Origin of the sequence: Bacteroides sp. Phil13, assembly GCF_001940965.1 — a bacterium.
GTDB lineage: Bacteria > Bacteroidota > Bacteroidia > Bacteroidales > Bacteroidaceae > Bacteroides > Bacteroides intestinalis.
On sequence record NZ_MSHA01000050.1, the window covers coordinates 106795 to 128570 of the forward strand.

At 47.6% G+C, this 21776-nt stretch carries 13 protein-coding genes; 4 read left to right on the plus strand and 9 right to left on the minus strand.

Annotated elements, in window-relative coordinates; genetic code table 11:
* Positions 1-19 precede the first annotated feature (19 nt).
* On the minus strand, positions 20-451 hold the full coding sequence (dut, locus tag BWI44_RS09880; protein WP_021968203.1) for a dUTP diphosphatase: 432 nt from the start codon (positions 449-451) through the stop codon (positions 20-22).
* Between the two features lie 90 nt (positions 452-541).
* On the opposite strand from dut, the gene BWI44_RS09885 reads away from it, so the two are divergent.
* Positions 542-1870, plus strand: a complete 1329-nt coding sequence (locus tag BWI44_RS09885) for a deoxyguanosinetriphosphate triphosphohydrolase (protein ID WP_044154723.1) — start codon at positions 542-544, stop codon at positions 1868-1870.
* A 227-nt stretch (positions 1871-2097) separates the two neighbouring features.
* Positions 2098-4551 (plus strand): glycoside hydrolase family 95 protein, encoded by a 2454-nt coding sequence (locus BWI44_RS09890; protein ID WP_195208715.1) that lies wholly within the window; start codon positions 2098-2100, stop codon positions 4549-4551.
* A 79-nt stretch (positions 4552-4630) separates the two neighbouring features.
* On the opposite strand, the gene glsB is transcribed toward BWI44_RS09890, so the two are convergent.
* The gene (gene glsB, locus BWI44_RS09895; RefSeq protein ID WP_044532718.1) at positions 4631-5617 is read right to left on the minus strand and encodes a glycine N(alpha)-acyltransferase GlsB; all 987 of its coding nucleotides are present in this window, start codon (positions 5615-5617) and stop codon (positions 4631-4633) included.
* 45 nt (positions 5618-5662) lie between these two features.
* Positions 5663-6481, minus strand: coding sequence for a lyso-glycine lipid O-acyltransferase GlsA (glsA, locus tag BWI44_RS09900; protein ID WP_118423883.1), 819 nt, complete (start codon positions 6479-6481; stop codon positions 5663-5665).
* Positions 6482-6710: 229 nt separating this feature from the next.
* Here glsA and BWI44_RS09905 point away from each other — a divergent pair, with 229 nt between their 5' ends.
* The gene (locus BWI44_RS09905) at positions 6711-7214 is read left to right on the plus strand and encodes an RNA polymerase sigma factor (protein WP_007660711.1); all 504 of its coding nucleotides are present in this window, start codon (positions 6711-6713) and stop codon (positions 7212-7214) included.
* Positions 7215-7437: 223 nt separating this feature from the next.
* Positions 7438-7944 (plus strand): RNA polymerase sigma factor, encoded by a 507-nt coding sequence (locus tag BWI44_RS09910; protein ID WP_022393711.1) that lies wholly within the window; start codon positions 7438-7440, stop codon positions 7942-7944.
* 234 nt (positions 7945-8178) lie between these two features.
* On the opposite strand, the gene BWI44_RS09915 is transcribed toward BWI44_RS09910, so the two are convergent.
* The 6 genes from BWI44_RS09915 to BWI44_RS09940 form a co-directional block, all read right to left on the minus strand.
* The gene (locus tag BWI44_RS09915; RefSeq protein WP_394368900.1) at positions 8179-10602 is read right to left on the minus strand and encodes a sulfatase-like hydrolase/transferase; all 2424 of its coding nucleotides are present in this window, start codon (positions 10600-10602) and stop codon (positions 8179-8181) included.
* A 46-nt stretch (positions 10603-10648) separates the two neighbouring features.
* A complete protein-coding gene (locus BWI44_RS09920; protein WP_286813150.1) occupies positions 10649-12520 on the minus strand; it encodes an alpha-L-fucosidase in 1872 nt (623 codons plus the stop codon).
* A gap of 22 nt (positions 12521-12542) precedes the next feature.
* Entirely contained in the window at positions 12543-15602 is a 3060-nt protein-coding gene (locus BWI44_RS09925) for a glycoside hydrolase family 2 TIM barrel-domain containing protein (RefSeq protein ID WP_286813152.1), read from the minus strand.
* A gap of 143 nt (positions 15603-15745) precedes the next feature.
* Entirely contained in the window at positions 15746-18097 is a 2352-nt protein-coding gene (locus BWI44_RS09930) for a glycoside hydrolase family 20 protein (protein ID WP_286813154.1), read from the minus strand.
* A 28-nt stretch (positions 18098-18125) separates the two neighbouring features.
* Positions 18126-19709: a sulfatase family protein gene (locus tag BWI44_RS09935; RefSeq protein ID WP_286813156.1), complete on the minus strand. Its 1584-nt coding sequence runs from the start codon at positions 19707-19709 to the stop codon at positions 18126-18128.
* A gap of 232 nt (positions 19710-19941) precedes the next feature.
* Positions 19942-21765 carry a RagB/SusD family nutrient uptake outer membrane protein gene (locus BWI44_RS09940; protein ID WP_286813158.1) on the minus strand — a complete coding sequence of 608 codons (1824 nt, stop codon included), beginning with the start codon at positions 21763-21765 and terminating at the stop codon, positions 19942-19944.
* Between the last annotated feature and the right edge of the window lie 11 nt (positions 21766-21776).

Consider the following 21776-nt stretch of genomic DNA (forward strand, 5'->3'; position numbering starts at 1 on the left):
CAGTTGCATTTATCAATTGTTACACTCCCGTATGGCCGAAACCACCGGCACCGCGCACCGTTTCATCCAACACTTCCACTTCCTGCCAGGTGGCTTGTTCGTGGCGTGCTATCACCATCTGGGCTACACGTTCCCCATCTTCTATCACAAAAGTCTCCGATGACAGGTTTACAAGGATGATGCAAACTTCCCCACGGTAATCGGCATCAATCGTTCCCGGAGAGTTCAACACAGTAATACCTTTCTTTATAGCCAAACCACTACGAGGACGTACTTGTGCTTCGAATCCCGGCGGCAGGGCAATATATAATCCCGTAGGTACCAAGCAACGCTGCATCGGAGCTAACGAAATAGGTTCTGAAAGATTAGCACGGATGTCCATTCCTGCGGACAGTTCAGTGGCATAAGCCGGAAGCGGATGTTTCGATTTATTAATGATTTGTACGTTCATATTCAAGTCGTTTACTATATTAACGGGCGAAAATACGGAATTTGAAGCAAAATAATGATACATTTGCAGTTAAATAATAACAAAGTAACCATGATGAATTGGAATACCCTCATATCTGCCAAGCGTTTCGGACTGGAAGAGTTTCATCAGGAGCGTCACGAAAACCGTTCAGAGTTCCAGCGTGACTATGACCGTCTCGTTTTTTCAGCTCCTTTCCGCCGCTTGCAGAACAAAACACAAGTCTTTCCCCTTCCGGGTAGTATTTTCGTACACAACCGCCTGACACATAGCCTTGAGGTATCCTGTGTAGGCCGCTCATTAGGGACTGATGTAGCCAAGGCAATCCTTGCCCGTCAGCCCGAACTGCAAAATTCTTATCTTCCAGAAATAGGTTCCATTGTATCAGCTGCCTGCCTGGCACACGATTTAGGTAATCCCCCTTTCGGACACTCCGGAGAGCGGGCCATCTCCACTTTTTTCTCCGAAGGAAAAGGTATGGCACTGAAAGAGCAACTTCCTGCCGCACAATGGGAAGACTTGACACATTTTGAAGGAAACGCCAATGCTTTCCGCTTACTCACCCATCAGTTCGAAGGACGGCGCAAAGGTGGCTTCGTTCTTACCTACTCCACTCTGGCAAGCATCGTAAAATACCCCTTTTCATCGAGTTTAGCCGGTAAAAAGTCCAAATTCGGCTTCTTCACTACAGAAGAAGAAAGTTTCCGACGGATAGCCGAAGAACTGGGAATGAAGAGGCTAAATGATGATCCACTGAAATATGCCCGCCACCCGCTCGTCTACCTGGTAGAAGCAGCAGACGACATCTGTTACCAGATGATGGACATTGAAGATGCCCATAAACTAAAGATACTCACTACCGGAGAAACACAAGATTTACTCCTTTCTTACTTTCCTGAAGAGCGTAAGGCTCACATGCTCAAAACACTGGATTTTGTCAGCGATGTCAATGAGCAAATAGCTTATCTACGTTCTTGTGTCATTGGATTGCTAATCCAGGAATGTACTCAGGCCTTCCTGAACAATGAAGAAAGAATATTGGAAGGAGAATTCGAGGGAAGTCTCATCAAACATATATCCGAACTGCCTGCCAGTGCTTACAATCATTGTGCCGACATTTCTCTAAAGAAGATTTATCGCTCACGCGACGTATTGGATATTGAACTTGCCGGTTTCCGCATCATCAGCACTCTGCTAGACTTAATGATAGATGCCGTTCGTTCACCTGAAAAGGCTTACTCACAGCTACTCATCAACCGGGTATCCGGCCAGTATAATATAAAAGCGCCCATACTCTATGAAAGAATACAGGCGGTATTGGATTATATCTCCGGTATGACAGATGTCTTCGCTCTCGACCTTTACAGGAAAATAAATGGGAATAGTCTTCCGGCAGTATGAGATAACTGAATTCCAAATTTAGCTATTCTATGTTCAAAAACATCCAATAACGGCATTTGAGACTCCTAAACGATTAATGATGCATCAATAACCTTAAATTTTTTTTTATATTTGCCCAGCCTTCTACCTCATTCAGGTGTCAGCATTTAAAGAAAAGAATTCGAAGGATGATTGATTTATGATGATTGATTTATATAGAATAGAACCAAATTAAATATCTACTTATTATGAAGAACTTTTGTGTATTTCTTGTTAGTGCCTTATTCCTACTACCCACAGTACAAGCTGTAGAAACGGATTACAGGCAGGGGCTTTCTATCTGGTTCGACACTCCCAACAGTTTGGCCGGACAAGCTGTATGGTTACGAAGCAATGGTAACCGGGGAGCTAATCTCGACCGGGAATGGGAAAGCCGGTCACTGCCAATCGGAAACGGTAGTTTGGGAGCTAATATTCTGGGTTCGGTTGCCGCCGAAAGAATTACCCTCAATGAAAAAACGCTCTGGAAAGGCGGACCTAATACGTCCGGTGGTGCCGACTATTATTGGAACGTTAACAAACAATCCGCTCCTATCTTGAAAGAAATCAGGCAGGCATTCACCGAAGGAAATGGAGAGAAAGCGGCACAACTGACCCGCAAAAACTTCAACGGATTAGCAGCTTATGAAGAAAAAGATGAACATCCGTTCCGGTTCGGTTCATTCACCACGATGGGAGAACTTTATATAGAAACCGGTTTAAGTGAAGTACGAATGAAGAACTACCGCCGCATATTATCTTTGGATTCAGCCATGGCTGTGGTACAATTCGACAAAGAAGGTGTGCAATACCGTCGCAAGTATTTCATATCTTATCCCGACAGTGTGATGGTAATGGAATTCTCTGCCGATAAAGCAGGAAAGCAGGATCTTGTATTGAGCTATGCCCCGAACCCGGAAGCCCAAAGCAATATGCGTGCCGACGGAACGGACGGTTTAATATATACCGGAATCCTTACCAACAATGGTATGAAGTTCGCTTTCCGCATCAAAGCTATCGCAGAAGGCGGAACCGTTACAGCACAGAATGACCGATTGATTGTGAAGGGTGCCGACCGGGTAGTATTCCTGCTCACCGCAGACACCGATTACAAAATGAACTTCAATCCGGATTTCAAGAACCCGAAGACTTACGTAGGCGATGATCCGGAACTCACAACGCAATCCATGATGAACCAAGCGTTGTCGAAAGGATATGAGACATTGGTTAACAACCATAAAGCAGACTATACGGCACTGTTCAACAGAGTTAAACTGACCTTAAACCCCGATGTTACCGGTTCCGGCTTGCCAACCTACCAGCGTCTGGCAAACTACCGGAAAGGGCAACCGGACTTCCGCTTGGAAGAATTGTACTATCAATTCGGACGCTATCTATTGATAGCCAGTTCACGACCGGGAAATCTACCGGCCAACTTGCAAGGAATTTGGCACAATAACCTGGACGGCCCCTGGCGTGTGGATTACCATAATAACATCAATATTCAGATGAACTACTGGCCAGCCGGTCCTACGAATCTTAGCGAATGTACCTGGCCGTTGATCGACTTTATCCGGGGATTAGTGAAACCGGGTGAGAAAACTGCACAAGCCTACTTTGCCGCACGCGGCTGGACAGCTTCCATTTCTGCCAATATATTTGGATTTACCTCACCGCTTTCCAGTGAGATAATGGCATGGAATTTTAACCCGATGGCCGGTCCGTGGCTGGCAACGCATATCTGGGAGTATTATGACTACACGAGAGACCGGAACTTCTTGAAAGAGGTTGGTTATGATCTGATTAAGAGCAGTGCACAATTCACTGTAGATTATCTGTGGCGCAAGTCAGACGGTACCTATACAGCCGCTCCCTCTACATCCCCCGAACACGGTCCGGTTGACGAAGGCGCCACCTTTGTACATGCCGTAGTGCGTGAGATTCTTCTGGATGCCATTGAAGCAAGTAAAGTACTGGGCGTAGACAGCAAAGAACGCAAGCATTGGCAAGAAGTGCTGGCCCACCTTGTTCCTTACAAAATAGGACGCTACGGACAATTACTGGAATGGTCGAAAGACATCGATGATCCCAACGACAAACATCGTCATGTAAACCATTTATTCGGTTTGCATCCAGGACGTACACTTTCACCAGTAACTACTCCGGAACTGGCAAAAGCAGCAAGAATCGTGTTAGAACACCGTGGTGACGGAGCAACCGGCTGGAGTATGGGATGGAAGTTAAACCAATGGGCAAGACTTCAGGATGGTAATCACGCATATACCCTGTTCGGCAATCTGCTGAAAAACGGCACTCTGGATAACCTGTGGGATACACATGCACCATTCCAAATAGACGGAAACTTTGGAGGAACAGCTGGTGTAACAGAAATGCTCCTGCAAAGCCACATGGGCTTCATTCAGTTGTTACCAGCACTACCGGATGCCTGGAAAGACGGGCTGGTAAGTGGGCTTTGCGCCAAAGGAAACTTTGAGGTTTCCATCTCTTGGAAAAACAATCGGCTGGATGAGGCAATACTTGTATCAAAAGCAGGGACTCCATGTACTGTCAGATATGGAGACAAGACACTTTCATTCAAAACTATAAAAGGAAAGGTGTATAAAATCAAAGCCGACGGAGATAAACTGATGCAAATCCAATAGAAGTTTTAGCTACACCAGAGAAAATAAGAAAGCGGAGAGTGAGTTCATTCTCCGCTTTCTTATTTTTATTCAGCACTTTTCATCTACTTGGAAAGAAAACTTTATTAGCTCCGGAGGTCAGTTTACATGACTCCGGTTCGTTTTCTATGAACGACTGGATATGACGGATGCGCTTTTCTGCCAAGATTTCGTCTACAGCAATCAGAATGCCGGTTTCTTCTACATCACCGAAACCATAGTTAATGGCAGTACCGAACATACGCATAGTCGGACTCAAACTCATGTAAGCATTCACCAACGGCGGAATGTTATACCCCAACTTACGTATCTCACAATTCAATATTTTATAGTCTTCCTTAAAGGTATTCTTACAGAACAAAGCAGCCAAATCCTCCTCCTTAGCTTCCATTTCAAGCGGTTTCATCGGAGTTATCAAATTTTCCTTATCCCCAAAATGTTTCTTCAGGAAATAAAGAATCATGTCTCTTCCCTGACGATGATAACTTGGATACATAGTTACTTTACCAAAGAAATACTTCACATTGGGCATTACCACCGTCAGTGCTCCTAAGCCGTCCCACAGATTATCCAATGCAAATAAGCCTTTACTACCGGCACGGGTAGATTGATACTCAACTGTAACAAACGAACGTCCCAACTCAATGGTAGTAGGGAGATACTCCTTCAAAAACTTTTCAGAGAAATTGAACATGTGGGCTGTAGCCAAAATGGGAGCCCCCTTTTCGTCATACCGAACGTCTGTACCAAGAAGGTAACGATAACCACCTAATATCTCTTCCGCCTCCGGATTCCAGACAATCAACTGTTTGTAGGGATTTTCCATGATATCGTATTCATCGATATCCAGCGGTTTTCCTGTACCTCCGCCTGCTGCACGAAAAGCGATCTCACGTAAACGTCCGATTTCTCTCATTATATTCGGAGAATCCTGAGCTGTAATGATATAAATCTGATTATGGCTCTTATTCGTCATACGCAGACGCTTCTCTTCGGTCAGTTCCGCTTTCAGAAGCTCCTTACTTATAGGTTCAATAATCTCTTCCATATATTCTTGTTAGTAGTTCTTTAATTCACTTTATACCTTATCACTTTACAACTTATATACGATATCCTTCACATAGGCCGCCCACTCGGTAGGAGTCTTTGATTTATCAAATGTCTGCCAGGAGATAGGTTTCCCAATGGTTACGGTAAACGTTTTATGACGGTTCTTCAGCATCTCATCCGCAAGATAGAGCATAGCTATATTAACCTTAATACCCAGGAATTTGCAGATGTTAGCCAAATTATAAAAAAAGTTCGAATTCCGGCCCTCGAAATGAATAGGGACAACATCACGATGTGCCTGCACACTCTTCACGACAAAGGTCTTTTTCCAATCCAAGTCACGGATCACCCCATTCTGACGGCGGGAACACAACCCGGCCGGAAACATAATCAATTGATCATCGGATGCAAAACCTGCTTCCACCATTCTCGGAAAATCTTTTGCCTGTTTTCCGGTCTTATTAATAGGTATACAGAGAGGGGCTAATCCTTGCAGGTTCATCAGCAAGTCATTTACCATATACTTCACCTTACCATTATAAAAAGAACCCAGTATATATCCCAAGGCCACACCATCCTGACCTCCCAATGGATGATTGGAGACAAAGGTGTAAAGTCCTTCTTTCGGTAGATTTTCTTCTCCCTTCACCACGATATTGGCATCCAGAAATTCCAGGCAGGCTTTTAAAAAGTCTACGCCCACTTTATCCTTAGAATCGCGCAGGAAAACATTCAGTTCTTCCTGATGAACAATTCTTTTCAGATAAGAAACTACGAATCTGGGGATATACTTATAGTACTTCGGAGCCTTTTCCCGGAGTACTTTATCAATATCAATCAAAAATAAAGAGTCGTCAGCCATTCTTTTAAGATGAAATGATTGCGCAAAATTAACTCATCTTTTTAATTATACGCAATAAAATTGTCTAAAACTGCACCCAAAAACAAACAAAAGACGCCCAAAAACTATCAAATGATAGTTTTTGCCCTAAAGATTGCTTGAAATGCGTCTATTGGAGTTAGATAACTTTCGTAAAATTGCAACATCGAAAGTCAAATAAACGAATAACTTTATAAAAAAGGAGAACGATATGAACAGTATTACATTCCAAAAAGATTTGCTCGGAGTACAAAACGATTTATTACGTTTCGCATACAAATTAACCTCCGACCGTGAAGAAGCAAATGATTTGCTTCAGGAAACCTCATTAAAGGCATTGGACAATGAAGATAAATACGTACCCGACACTAATTTCAAAGGCTGGATGTACACCATCATGCGCAATATCTTTATTAATAACTATCGCAAGGTGGTTCGCGACCAGACCTTCGTAGACCAGACAGATAATCTTTATCATCTTAATCTGCCACAGGAATCCGGATTTCAAAGCACCGAAAGCGCTTATGACCTGAAAGAGATGCACCGCATAGTAAATGCCTTGCCACGCGAATATAAGATTCCATTCTCTATGCATGTATCTGGTTTCAAATACCGCGAAATTGCAGAAAAGCTGGGATTACCCTTAGGCACAGTAAAGAGCCGCATATTCTTTACACGCCAAAAATTGCAGCAAGAACTGAAAGACTTCAGATAACCTGACTGGCAAGATAAAACCAGGTATTACCTTATTCAACCTAAACCGATAACGTTTTGATATAGCACCTGAAAACTATCAATTGACCACCAAAAAACTATCAATTGATAGTTTTCCCCCCATTTAATGCGAGAATTCCGTCCGTTAAAGTGACGTATCTTTCGTAAAATTGCAAAGTCAAAAGGCAAAACAAAAGAATAACTATTGAAAAGGAGAATTGATTATGAATAACAGTATTACATTCCAAAAAGAATTGCTCGGGGTACAAGACGATTTATTACGCTTTGCATACAAATTAACCTCGGACCACGAAGAAGCAAACGACCTACTCCAGGAAACCTCTTTAAAGGCGTTAGATAACGAAGATAAATATGCACCTGATACGAATTTCAAAGGATGGATGTATACCATCATGCGTAACATCTTTATCAACAACTACCGTAAGGTAGTTCGCGATCAGACTTTCGTAGACCAAACAGATAATCTCTATCATCTCAACTTACCGCAGGAATCGGGATTCGATTGCACGGAAAGCGCTTATGACCTGAAAGAGATGCACCGTATAGTAAATGCTCTGCCCCGTGAATACAAGATTCCGTTCTCAATGCACGTATCCGGTTTCAAATACCGCGAAATTGCAGAGAAGCTGGGATTACCATTAGGTACAGTAAAAAGCCGTATCTTCTTCACCCGACAGAAGTTACAACAAGAATTGAAAGATTTTGTTTAAGAATAAAGAATAATAATAAGCAGAATCAATACATCACATAGAATTTTAGTTGTGTTAGAGAGATAATGGGCAGGCTGGAGTAATCCGGTCTGCCCTATCTTTTTTAGGGGTCTGTTCCATACCCGAACCATACCAAAGCCGTACTTGCTCCGTACATTCTCCTTGTAGAGGTACCTCTACAAGGAGAATGTACGGAGCAAGTACGAAACAAGTGCAGCCCGGGTAGGTATTTGATTAGTAAAATTTGGGGGCAGGAGGATTTTCTCCTTTATAGTCTTTATTCGTATAAACACGTATCCAGTCGATATACATGGCAGGCATCGCGTCTTTCTTCCATTCGGAAGGTATGATGGCGCCGGGCCAGGCATTAGGATTGGTAGAGATGCCTGTACTGAAAATGAGGAAGAAGCCCAGCGGATCGCTCCAAGGCCAGTCCGTATTACCATCGGCACCTTTGCGATGTTCAAAGTAAGCTTGTCCGTTGACACCGCCCACGATACGGTCGGGATACCACTCCAACCAATAGATATTCCACTGGGACATATCAGCAAGTTCAATAGTGGAAGTGACACTGCCCGAACCACCTACCACACCGGCATAATGATTCTCGGAATGCAGTGTGAAGTGGGCACGGTCATTCAGCGTCTTCTTCGGATTTTCCAAAAGGTCGATTTCACCGTTCTCCGGCCAGGGACGGTTATTGTTGCCCATAAACCAAAGGGCATCATTAAAGCCTACATAGGAAGTACGTTTGAAGCGGATTTCAATGCGCATATTCTCGGTGAAATTGCACCAAAACTCCTTACTTCCCGGTAAAGAAGTACGGTAACAACCGTGAGAGTACTTCACTTTCTTACCAAAACGGTTGTCTATCGAGTCTTTCTCTTCCACACTCCAGATGCGCAAAACTCCATCCTCTACCTTTGAGCATTTCCGGTTATCGACCTTTGCCGTACGGGACATGTGCATGCCTCGATGTTCTATGAAACCAAGCGGCAAGCCTTTTTTTGTATCTTTATTATTAAACTCATGAGCTGTATAGAAATGCCAGTTCTTGATTTTGGGGTGCATGTCCCCTTCCTTCAAAAGCAACGCACTCCCTGGATTATCATAAACCAGCGTTTCATCATCCTTGGGCAATTTCCGCTCCACTTGTCCGCCGTCGGGATAAGAAACAAACCTACCGGTTCTTTTCAGGACAGGCATAGTAGCATGTTGTTCTCTCAAATAATCGCTCAATGCTTTCGCCAGTTCTTTCGTTTTATCCGGATAACGGGCAGATACATCCTGCTTTTCAGAAATGTCATCCGCCAGGTTATAGAGGCAGTTCTTCCCGGACTCATAATAATGAATCAGTTTCCAGTCTCCTTTCAGTATGGCACTTTGCGGGGCACCGATGGTCTGTACTCTCTCGCCCCAGTTATTTGGATAATGAAAAAACAAGGCGCGTTCCTTATCACCGGGCTGTCCTTTTATTTGCGCCATGAAACTTTGCCCGTCAACATGCTGCGGCGTTTGATAATCGCGCACTCCGGCAAGTTCCAGCAGGGTGGGAAAGAAGTCTTCGATGATGACCGGGGTGTCATTGACAGTCGACGGTTTCGTTATATTCGGATAATAGACAATCATCGGTTCGCGGATACCTCCTTCTTTCAGAGAACCTTTTCCTTCGCTCAACGGAGCGTTCTTGTCTGCACGCCCTATGGTATAACCGCCATTATCGGACATAAAAATGATTACTGTATTATCTGCAATGCCTTTCCGGTCTACATAGTCCATCAAATCTCCCAGACTCTTATCCATTCCCTCCAGCAAAGCGGCGTACTGCGCTTCCTTGTGGGCGAGGCCTTTATCAATATACTTCTGGTAGAAACGTTTGTCCGTCTTGAAGGGGGCATGTACGGCATAATGGCTCATGTACAGGAAAAAAGGGTTGGATTGTTCAATGGCTTTGTCCATAAGTCCCTTTGCTTCCAATGTCAGGGCCTCGGTAAGGAAAGTATCCGTTCCATGATACTTCTCCAGATCCGGTACAGCCCATATCGCCGCCCACTCCGGTTGGCCGGTTGCACCGTATCCTTCTTCTCCCAGATAGCTGCCCATAGCACCGGCGGCATGACCGGCAATGTTGTAATCGAAGCCGATTGTCAGAGGATTGGCAGCAGGCGTATCTATCGAACCGAAGTGTGCTTTGCCTACCATCATCGTCGTATATCCGTTTTCACGCAGCAGTTGCGGCAGGCATTTTGCATAGAAAGAATGTTCCAGGCCGGGTTCAGGGCACAGGCCATTGTAGTTCCAAGCCTCGAAATCCAGCGTTTCATTCTTCCGGTCGGTCGGTGTGTCTTTCTTCAAAGTCCAGTTCGTAACCTTGTGCTGCGCGGCATTTGCGCCAGTGAACAGGCTGACACGCGAAGGGGAACTGATAGGACATGCATAAGCGTTTGTAAACCTGACGCCTTTCTTTGCCAGACGCTCCATGTTGGGCGTCTCATAAATATGATTCAGTTCGGTAGTGTCTTTCCAGAACGGCAGGGAGGTGTCCTGCCATCCCATATCATCAACCAGAAAAAGAATGATATTAGGCTTTTGTTGGGCTGCGACATTACCGGAAAGCAATGCCGCAGCAGCTATAGAAACAAGGGGATATTTCATCATAAGCAATAATTCAAAAGTAGTTTTATAAATGATAATCCAGTACTTGCTATCTTGTCAGAATACCTACTTCACCGACGGTTACGGCGTTTTTATTATTCATCTCCGATATAGGTTCCAGCTTGAAGTAACGGGCGGGATACGTCTTTCCAAACCGTACAAAGTAAGGTACGGGATTGTGCATGATGTTGCTGAACTCACCGCTTGCCTCACATTTAGTCCACGATTGGCCGTCGAGGCTGATGTAGAAAGCATACTTATAGATAGTCCCCGTTAAATCTTCTTCCAAAGAGGGAGCGTAACTGAAACCTTTCACACTCACTTCATGCCCCATATCGACTACCAACGGTGTAAGAGCAGAGGCACGCCAGACAGTTTTCCGGTCTCCGTCGATAGCCAGACGGGAATCTGCATTGCCACCGACCACCTTCCATTCAGTTACAGGAATGTCACTAAGCTGCACTTCCTCACTTTTATCAGCAAGAGGTTCGGCATAGAACAGACCTACGGCAGAAACGTTAGCTATGCCACGGGCGGAACGAATCGTAACACGGATACGCTCCGGACAAGTGTCGGAGAAGCGGACAAGACGCTTATACCCTACTGTAGTGCCCTCGGAGAGATGAATCCAGGCACCGTCTTTATAGGCTTCGACAAGGAAACTTTCGATACGTTGCCCCTTGGAAATATCTTCCTGAATCATAAAAGCATTGACCAGCGCACCTTTCTGCACATCATATTCGCGGGCTGTACCGGAGGTTCCTTGCCATGTTTCGTCTCCTTTCAGCACATAATTGCGGGCAAAGGTCTTCTTCAAATAACCGGAAAACTCTTTCAACCGTTGCACATCGCTCTCATGAATCCGCCCACGAAGGTCGGGCGGGATGTTGAGCAGAAGAACGGAGTTATAGCCAACGGATTTGAAATAGATATCCACCAGATGGCTCAAAGACTTCACCTGATTGTCCTGGTCGGCATGATAGAACCAACCCGGACGGATAGAAACATCCACTTCCGAAGGATACCAGAAAAGTTCGGTGGCACGAGCCACAATGTCGCGTCCGCCCAAGTCCTTTGCCTTGCCGTAGATGCCCAACGCCTTGTTCTGTTCGCCGGAACGGGGGTAGATGCCGGGAGTGAGGGCGGTGGCGCTCCATTCGGTTTCACGGCCGATACCTTTTTCATTGCCTACCCAGCGGACATCATCGCCCATAATGGCGGTGACGGCTTTGGGTTGCAGGCGGCGGATGGTGCGCAGGATGGCGTCCCAGTCGTAGATTTGCTTCTTGCCATTGGGGCCTTCACCGTTGGCACCATCAAACCAGACTTCGTGAACTTCACCGTAATTGGTAAGCAATTCGGTGAGTTGTTCGATGAAGAAGCGGTTGTAGGCGGGGGAATCGCCGTAGCAATCGGCGTTGCGGTCCCAGGGGGAAAGGTAGACACCGAACTTGATGCCATATTTCTTGCAGGCATCACGCAGTTCGCGAACGACATCGCCTTTGCCGTCCTTCCAAGGGGAGGAGGCTACGGAGTGGCGGGTGGTCTTTGTGGGCCAGAGGCAGAAGCCGTCGTGATGCTTCGCGGTGATGAGGACCATCTTGAAACCGGCGTCCTTGAGGGTACGCACCCATTGTTCGCAATCCAGGGCCGTGGGGTTGAAGATATTCGGGTCTTCGGTTCCGTCGCCCCACTCACGACCGGTGAAAGTATTCACACCAAAGTGCAGGAAAGCAGTCAGCTCCATCGCCTGCCACTCCAGTTGCTGGGGAGTGGGAACGAGACGGGAGGCCATGTCGAGCTTCTCGGCGGCGGTGGCATTAACGGGAAAAGCAACGTGCTTTTCATAATAAGTCTCCTGCGCGTGCAATCCGGTGAGGGATGCAAGAGCGAATAAAAAGGATAGTGCAAACTGTTTCATAGTCGTTATTATTATTTTGGTATTACTTCAATGGACGGATTGTGAACCGGAACTTGTATTCCTGCACAGGCACCCGGTATTGCGGCAATACGCCGGGACCGCAGGTTGCCGTTCCCACACCCGCCTGCTCAGCATCCAGATGCACGGTCACAACTCCTTCGCGTCGCAACTGATTAATATGCGTCGCCGTATCCAGACATTCATCCGTGAAAGGAATGACACTGAACTGGAACGGAACGTCGGAACGGAAAGCCAACCCCTCGCCTGCTTCATCAGCAAGTTGCATCCAACGGACATCCGTACGATTTCCCGTAGCCTGCGGACGGACATAATAGTGGAACATACGTTCTACATCCGTATGATAAACACCGATACGGCCGGACTCATTACGGTCAATATACGTTTCATGTTCCCCGCGTCCCAGATAAGCGACCCGGCTATAAGCATCAGGCATCTCAAAAGTAAGTCCCACACGTGCCAATGAAGTAACAACAGCCGTATCGGGAACGAAATGCGTCTGCACATCCAGCGCTCCATCTTTCTTCAACGTATAGATGAAGGTGGCAGTACCGAGACGCTCATTACGGACATTCAGCAGTTCCACTTCACTGCGTCCGCCACGGGCAGAAGTCTTGACCGAAAGGGCGCGTTGCGTCAGTTTATCCAGTCCGACTTTCTTCCAAGCCTTGGCACCACCCACTTTTTCACGATTGTCATTATCCGTAGCAGGGCGGTAGAGGCTCAACATCACGGGAGAAGCCAGCATTTCTTCACCTTTATATATATAGGAGCTTAACGCTCCCGTCACGGGGTCGATGTCCATCTCCACTTTACCGGAGAGTTTCGCCTCAGGAGCACGGTAGTTCCGGTTTCCGGCGAGGGGGAACTGGTCGTAGGCCACTTCATAATCCGTACCAATGAACGGAGCAGCCTCAACAGGTGTCCAGCGCAGATTGAGCCAAGCCTCGCGGACGTCAGCAGGCAGGCGCACGGCACCCAATGTCACTTCCACCGTAGCATGCGGGGCGGCATCTACCTGACGTGTACCGTCGGCAATCACCCGGCCATCGTCGCCCACCACCTGCCAATGCAGTGTGTAAGCGTTGAGATTGGTGAAGTCGTACCAGTTCTTGATACTCAGGGTTAGTTTCTTACTATCTACCAGTTTCGCTTTGATATATTGATAAGCCTTCTTCACCTCGAGCAAATGCGGATGTGGTTCACGAACAGCATTCACCAAGCCATTGCAGCAGAAGTTGCCGAAGCTGGGGATGTTTTTGGGTCCGTAGTCGCCGCCGTAAGTCCAGTACCAGCGACCATCGGCATCTATTTCGCGGAACGACTGGTCTACCCAGTCCCAAATGCAACCGCCCTGTACGATGGGTTCGGTTTCGAAGACTTCCATGTATTCGCGCAGTCCGCCACAGCTATTGCCCATAGCGTGCAGATATTCGGTCATGATGAAGGGACGGTAGACTTTTGGTTCTGTCTGGCGGGCATAAGCAAGAAGTTCGTCCACGCTGCGGTACATGCGGCAGTAGATGTCGGTGTTGTAGTTCTGCTCGGCGCGCTCGTACTGGATGGGGCGGGTGCGCTCGATGGACTTCATGTAGTCGTAGGTGCGTTCGAAGTTGACGCCGTTGCCCGCTTCGTTGCCGAGGGACCAGATGACGATGGCGGGGTGGTTCTTGCTGCGCTCGTACATGCGCCGGGTGCGGTCCATGTGAGCGGGCAGCCAGGTGGTGTCTTTGGCGAGAGAAGCGGGGCCGTATCCCATACCGTGCGATTCGATGTTTGCTTCATCTATCACATAAAGTCCGTAGCGGTCGCAAAGCTGATACCAATACGGGTGGGTGGGATAATGCGAATTGCGCACGGTGTTCAGGTTATGTTGTTTCATCAGGCGGATATCTTGTTCCATGAGTTCACGGCTGACGGTGCGCCCCAGTTGGGAGTGTTCGTGACGGTTGGCGCCTTTCACCAACACGGGCACGCCGTTGATGCAGAAGCGTCCGTCCTTGATTTCGGAAGTGCGGAAGCCGACGTTGCCCCCTGTCAGGTGTGTCACTTGTCCGGCGTCATTCTTCAGGGCCAGTGTCAGCGAGTAAAGGTTGGGATGTTCCGCGCTCCAACGTTTCACTTCCGGAAGAGTCTGTTCGTCAAAAGTAACAAAATTACTCAAGCCACGGCTCTTTACCGGGATTTCTTTTTTCAGGATTGTTTTTCCGGAAGGGTCTTCCAGCGTATACTCCAAAGTGGAGGCGCCGGTTGCCGCCCCTTCAACAGTGGCTTCAAGAGCGAAAAGCCCTTCTTTGTACGTCTGTTTATCCAGGGAAGAAGTCACTTTATAATCGGAGATGAAGCGGCGGGGGGTGCTGTAGAGGTAGACATCGCGCTCAATGCCACTCAAACGCCACATGTCCTGACACTCCAGATAGGCACCGGCGCTCCAGCGATACACTTCAAGCGCGACGGTGTTCTCGCCTTCTTTGACATAGTCGGTGATATCCCATTCGGCAGGAGTCTTGGAACCTTGGTTGTAACCCAACTGATGGCCGTTCACCCAGATGTAATAAAAAGAAATCACGCCTTCGCAGCAAATCACGATGCGGCGGTCGCGCCAGTCGGCGGGCAGGGTGAAGGTGCGGCGGTAGGAGCCTACTTCATTCTCTTCGTAAGGAACCAGCGGCGGGTTCTTGCGGAAGTTGAACAGGGGGTCGTCAAATTCGTAGGTTTCGTTCACGTAAATGGCGGTGCCGTATCCCTGACGTTCCCAGTTGCCGGGGACGTTGATGTCCGCCCAGCCGCCGGTGTAGAAAGAAGGTTTATAGAAATCCTTCGGTCGGAGGTCGGGGTTCTTCACCCAATGGAATTTCCATGTACCGTTCAGGCTCATATAGTAAGGTGACTGTTCGTAGTTGCCGCTGCGCAGGGCATCCGCCGTTTCGTAGGACCACACGTAGGCGTGCGGCTCCAGCTTGTTCTTTCCGATGGCGTACTGGCTCTGCCACTCCGGCTGCGCCGCGAGGGCGACGGGAAGGAGGCAGAGGGCTATCAAACTCAAAAATAGGTTCTTTTTCATATCCGTCTTGCTGTTAGTAAGGTGATTTGTTGAGGATGGAGCGCTTCCGGGGGGACAAAAAGTTCACATCCGTTAAGGATTGAGCTCATTTGGTGCCAACAAACCAGTTGGCGGGGACCGCGAGAGCTCCCGGCGCGTCGTCGTCACTCCACGATGACTTCGTCGAAATAGATGCGGGCTTCCTGCCCCGGGCGCACGTGGGTGAAAGGACATAGGCCTGCCCCGTATGCCACGACGCGGATGTAGCGTGCCTTCTCTCCTATCTCAAACGGAATATCCTCGCGGAAAGTACCTTCGCGGAAGATTTCCTCCTTCGTAAACGACTTCCCGGAGACCTTGCGGAAGTCTTTATTATCCGCCGAAACCAGCACTTCTATCCTTGCGGGTTTATGCGCCGCCATGCCGTAGTTGGTGATGGAACCCAGCGTGAGCCGCGCCACCGCTTCAGGCTTCTTCAAATCAAGAGTGAAGGAAACGGTATCGTTCTTCATCCACGAGCACCATTCGGAGTCGGTATATTTCAGACTTCCACGCACACCATTCACCAGCAGGCCGATGTTGTCGGCACCGATGCTCTTTATTGCCCGGGCCGTTGCCGGATTCCACCCGACGGGCAGTTCCAGCGTTTGTCCCATCTGCTTGCCTGCGGAGAAAGTGGCGGCCTTTATAGTTTTCGTACCCGTGAGCATCAATGGCCGAACGTAGAGGGCGGACTGTGCCGTGGGCTGACTGCCATCCATCGTGTAGCGCACCTCCACATCCGGGCGGATGCAATCCAACTTCACTTCCAGACGGCCGTCACGGGGTGTCACCGTCTGCTGGATGTTGTACATGGAACGGGCGTAGACGATGCCCTTCGCCGCCAGATGTTCGTTAAAGCCATCCATAGCCGCCAGATACGCCTTCCAGTCCTTGCGTTCCGGCCGCGTCCAGGCCACCTCCGCCAATGCGGAGAGGCGGGGGAAAAGCAGGTAGTCCACATCCTCGGGAGCATTGCAGAACTCCGTCCACATACACGCCTGCACCCCCATCAACAGGGAAGCGGTATGCTGCGACCAGTCTTTTTGTATCGGTTCGTAGTCGTATACATCCTTCAAGGTATTGTTTCCGAAATACGTCAACGGCTCAAACCATTGCGGGCCCTGATAGCGGATGAGATACATAATCCGGGCGGGCGTCATGACGAAACGATGTCCCAGTTCGGCAGCTTTCACCGCCGCTTCGCCATACTTCTGCCAGCCTAGGATGATGAAGTCGTCGGGGATAGTAGCGTTCGTCAGCTCATCCCAGCCTATCACCTCACGGCCTTTGCCCTGCACATAGCGCGCCACGCGACCCATGAAGTAGCCTTGCAGTTCTTCTTCATTCGCCAGTTTCTCCTCTTTCATCCGCGCCTGGCACAACGGACACGCTTCCCAATGCGTCTTGCGAGCCTCATCTCCACCCAAATGGATATACTTCGACGGAAAAAGTTCGAGTACCTCATCCAGCACATCTTGCAGGAAAGTGAATACACTATCGTTTCCGGCACAGAAGATGACATCGGCGTTCTCTCCACCCAAACCGGGCAACACGCCGATATATTTATTCACCACCGGACACGCCAGCAACGGATAAGCAGCCAGTGCGGCATTGCTATGCGCCGGCATTTCTATCTCGGGAATCACTTCGATGTGGCGTTCCCCGGCATAGGCCACTATCTCACGAATCTCTTCCTGCGTATAGTATCCCTTTTCTACCGTAGGCTCGCCCTGACGGGGATTTCGGCGGTCGGGAAAGTTCTTGCCCGGACGGTCTACACGGCGGGAACCTATCTCCGTAAGTTCGGGATATTTCTTGATTTCAATGCGCCAGCCGTTGTCATCCGTCAGATGGAAATGCAGTTTATTCAGTTTCAGCATCGCCATGCAGTCGATGATACGCAGCAGGTTCTCCTTAGGGGAGAAGAACCGTGCCACGTCCACCAACAATCCGCGATAGCCGAAACGGGGCTGGTCGGTGATGGTGACTGCCGGAACTGTCCAGTCGATGTTGGCCAAGGTTGAAGGGGAAGCCAATGTTGATGCCGGAGCCGAAGCCGTCTCAATGGCGGCGGGCAGCAATTGTCGGATACTTTGCAGGGCATAGAAGAAACCTTGCACATCGGCAGCATGAATGTTTATTCTCTTGGACGTAATCTCCAGTTTATAGGATTCGCTCTTCAAAGAGGCATCCGTAGTCAGACAGATGTCTCCTTTCTTGCTTCCCACCTTTATACGGGGAGTAAAACCTGCCGCATGGATAAGAAGTGCAGTAAAGCGGCGTACTTCTACAGCTTGTTCCTCGTTCTCCACAGCAAAGGTTGTTTTTGCAGAGAAATGAAAGTTACCCGTGCCCGGCACTATACTGACCGGGCAGGGAACTAAGGAAATGGATTGTGTCAAGTTATCAGCCTGGATGTTTGCTACTGCCAGAAGCAGCAGGCACACCAGTGCATAAATAGTTCTATTTTTCATAAGGTCTTTCTCATTAGCTATTAAAAACTCATTCTTTATCTCTCTCGGGCGAAAAGCGTACAGGATCATTATATTGTTCCTGCAATGCGGTTAGTTGCGCTTTCAGGTCTTTGATGATTTCTTCCGTCCCCGCTTGTCCGTAGATGTTGCGCATCTCGGTGGGGTCGGCCTGCAAGTCATACAGTTCCCATTCATCGATATCATTATAGAAATGAATCAGTTTGTAGCGGTCGGTGCGCACACCATAATGGCGTTTCACCATGTGCTCGGCAGGATATTCGTAGAAGTGATAGTACAAAGCCTTTCGCCAGTCGGCAGGTTTCTCTCCTTTCAGCAGTGGCATCAGGGAAACGCCCTGAATATCTTCCGGCACTTCCACTCCGGCAAGTTCAAGGAAGGTAGGTGCGTAGTCAATGTTCTGCACCATTTCGTCAATATCCCCTTTACGCTGAAAGTCTTTCGGCAAACGCATAATCAATGGAGTACGCATGGACTCTTCGTACATGAAGCGCTTGTCGAACCAACCATGCTCGCCCATATAGAAGCCCTGATCGGAGGTGTAAACCACGAGCGTATTATCATCCAGACCTTTTTCTTTCAGATAATCCAGCACGCGCCCCACGTTGTCGTCCAGAGACTTCACGGTCTTCATATAGTCGCGCATGTAGCGTTGGAACTTCCAGTTGGCAAGTTCCTTGCCTTGCGGATTCTTCTTATAGAAGTCATCAATGATAGGTCCGTAGAATTTATCCCATGCGGCACGCTGTCCTTCGTCCATGCGACCGATGTATTTCTCGTACATGGACTTCAAGCGGCTTTCTTTGTCGGGGCGCAGCATCTTGAGGTCGTAAATCATATCCATATCCTTCACGATGCTCATCTCCTGTGCCGCAGCAGCGGGGCGTCCTTCATAACCGTCAAAGAAGTTGTCCGGCAACGGGAAAGTTTTATCCTCATAAAGTGCCAGATTGCAGGTATCTGCCAGCCAGTTGCGGTGGATGGCCTTGTGATGGATCAGGATACAGAATGGTTTGTCCTTATCCCGCTGATTCTCCATCCAGTTGATGGCGTCATCGGTGATGAGGTTCGTTACATAACCATGTTTCTGTATCGTATCATTATCCTGGGTGATGAAAGCCGGGTTATAATAATCGCCCTGTCCGGGCACAATCTCCCAATAGTTGAAGCCGGTAGGCAGGCTTTCGAGGTGCCATTTACCAATGAGGGCTGTTTCATAACCGGCTTGTTGCAAGAGTTTAGGAAATGTCTGCTGTGAAGCATCGAACACGCAAGTGGTGTTGTCGTAGAATTTATTGGCACAACTGTGCTTGCCCGTAATCATACAGGCACGGCTGGGTCCGCTCAATGAGTTGGCAACAAAACTGTTGGTGAAACGTACTCCATCGGCAGCAATGCGGTCCAGGTTCGGTGTTTCCATATAACGGTGGTCATAGCAGCTCATCATCTGGGCTGTATGGTCATCCGTCATGATGTATACAATGTTGTATTGCTCCTGCTCTTCAGCCTTCTTTTGGGCAGAGCATGAGGCCAAGGATGCCACAGCAGCGGCACCGGTCAGGGAATAGAGTAATCCTGATTGTAAGTTTTTCATGGTCGGAAATCTTTAGTAGTTTAATTGCCCAAAAGTACGCGTAATGGATAAGAGCAATGTTCAAGAATATCTTTATCATATCCAAAATTCACCATTTCGGGTATATCTAAAGCAACAAAAAGACAAAATTAAAAGCAGCGAAGACAAAACCGGAAGCAGAACAGACAAGATGCGCTGTCTGCTTCCGAAATGTTAGGTTATATTAGCCTATTGAAAAAACCAATTCGTCACATTAAAAATAACCGAAGTTATTATCCGTGTAGTCCAAAGCCGAGTTCGTATCGATTTCCTCCTTCGGTATCGGCAACAGCAGATTTTTCTTCAGGAAGTCCGGATCATTTAGGTTTCCATTATTAAAAATACGTTCTCCCCAGTTGCCATTACCCTGCGGATTTTTGGCTACACTCTCCTTGATGATACCATGATTATTATTCAATTCCAGTGCTTTCTTAAAGAACTCGGTACCCCGCATACGCATATTCTGATACATCTCCGGTTCACCGGCTCCTTCCAGTAAACGTTCAAAGAAGATTTTCTCACGTATTTGTTCTTTTGTCAAGCTAGAGTCCCATCTTGCAGGTTGGGCAGAAACAGTAGTGCCTGAACGACGAGCTCTTGCCAACACTTCATCTACCAAATCTATCGCTTTACCCTTATCACCCAATTCATTATAAACATCTGCCATCATCAGTAGTAAATCCGCATAGCGATAAATAATCAAGTTCTTATGGCTATTATTTCCGCTCTGCTCCGGATCAAATGCTTTCTTATAGTAAGGCCATGACTGCGTGTTAACAGAAGGTTTCTGCGTACAGTTTTCAATAAAGCCTTTCAAACCTTTCTGATAACCGGTAGTGGCATCGCCAATGATGGCATTAATCTCTTCCATAGTAGGAGATGCCGGATTAGCAAATTTTTCATAAGGTAATTTGGCAACATACAGTTTAACCTTTTTCCAACCAGCAGGTATTTCTTCTCCCGGTATAGTATAGGTAAAATAGGGATAAGAATAACCGGAGTCACGCGGAGTTGCAATCGGTTCTTCCAGAGGTTTCGGACCTTGTCCCACACCTTTATAAGTTTTCCAGTTAGACAAATAAGAAACATCAATGCGGGGATCACCCGGATACGTAGCCATAAAGTAATCAAGCAACACTTTAGAAGCACGGATTCGTCCGAAACTCTGTCCATTAGTTGCACCAGCCGGCGCAATCAGCCAACTGCCTCTATTACGTGTACTGGACCCAGCCAAAGCAAAATTGAGCTGAAAGATAGCCTCTTTTGAGCCTTGCACATAGTTGGCAAATAAATTGCCAAAATTCTGTTCCAATGCATATTTGCCATATACCTCATCAAAACAAGCTTTTGCTTGTGCCCATGCTCCTTCATCTCCCTGACAAGCTAAAGTATAATACAACTTACCCAGATATGCTTTTGCAGCATACTTGTTTGCAAAGCCGTCATCAGATGTTTCCGGCAAATTTTCATAAGCAAACTCCCAGTCTGTACGCGCTTGTTCATAGACTGTCGCTCTTGGAGAACAAGGTATTTCCAGCGCATCATGAGCCGAAGAAGTAGTCTTCAATGGGACATCTCCGTAAACGACTGCCAAATTGTAGTAAGCCAATGCACGTAGGAAACGGGCTTCCGCCTCCATTTTAGTTTTTATTGCTCCATCCAAAGGACTTCCTTCAACATTTGCAACAAAAGCATTCACCTCACCTATCACCTTATACATACCTTTCCATGCCATGCCGTTGAGGGTTTCATCAATTGGTTTTCCCTTCATAGATGCCAACAAATCTGCCGATGATCCATTCGTCTGAGGATAGCCAAAGCCACTATATCCCATCATAACCTCTTGCCATGCTTGTCCATAAGCATTATCAGCACTCATATAACCATAGCATCCTAAAAGAGCACGCTGTGCATTCTCTGCCGTACTGAATTGGTTCTTCGAGTTCACTGTATACTGGGGGTCTTCGTCCAGCCATGATTCACAAGCACTAAATGACAATGCGCCTGCAACTAATAATATATATTTAAATTTTTTCATATCTCAATCAA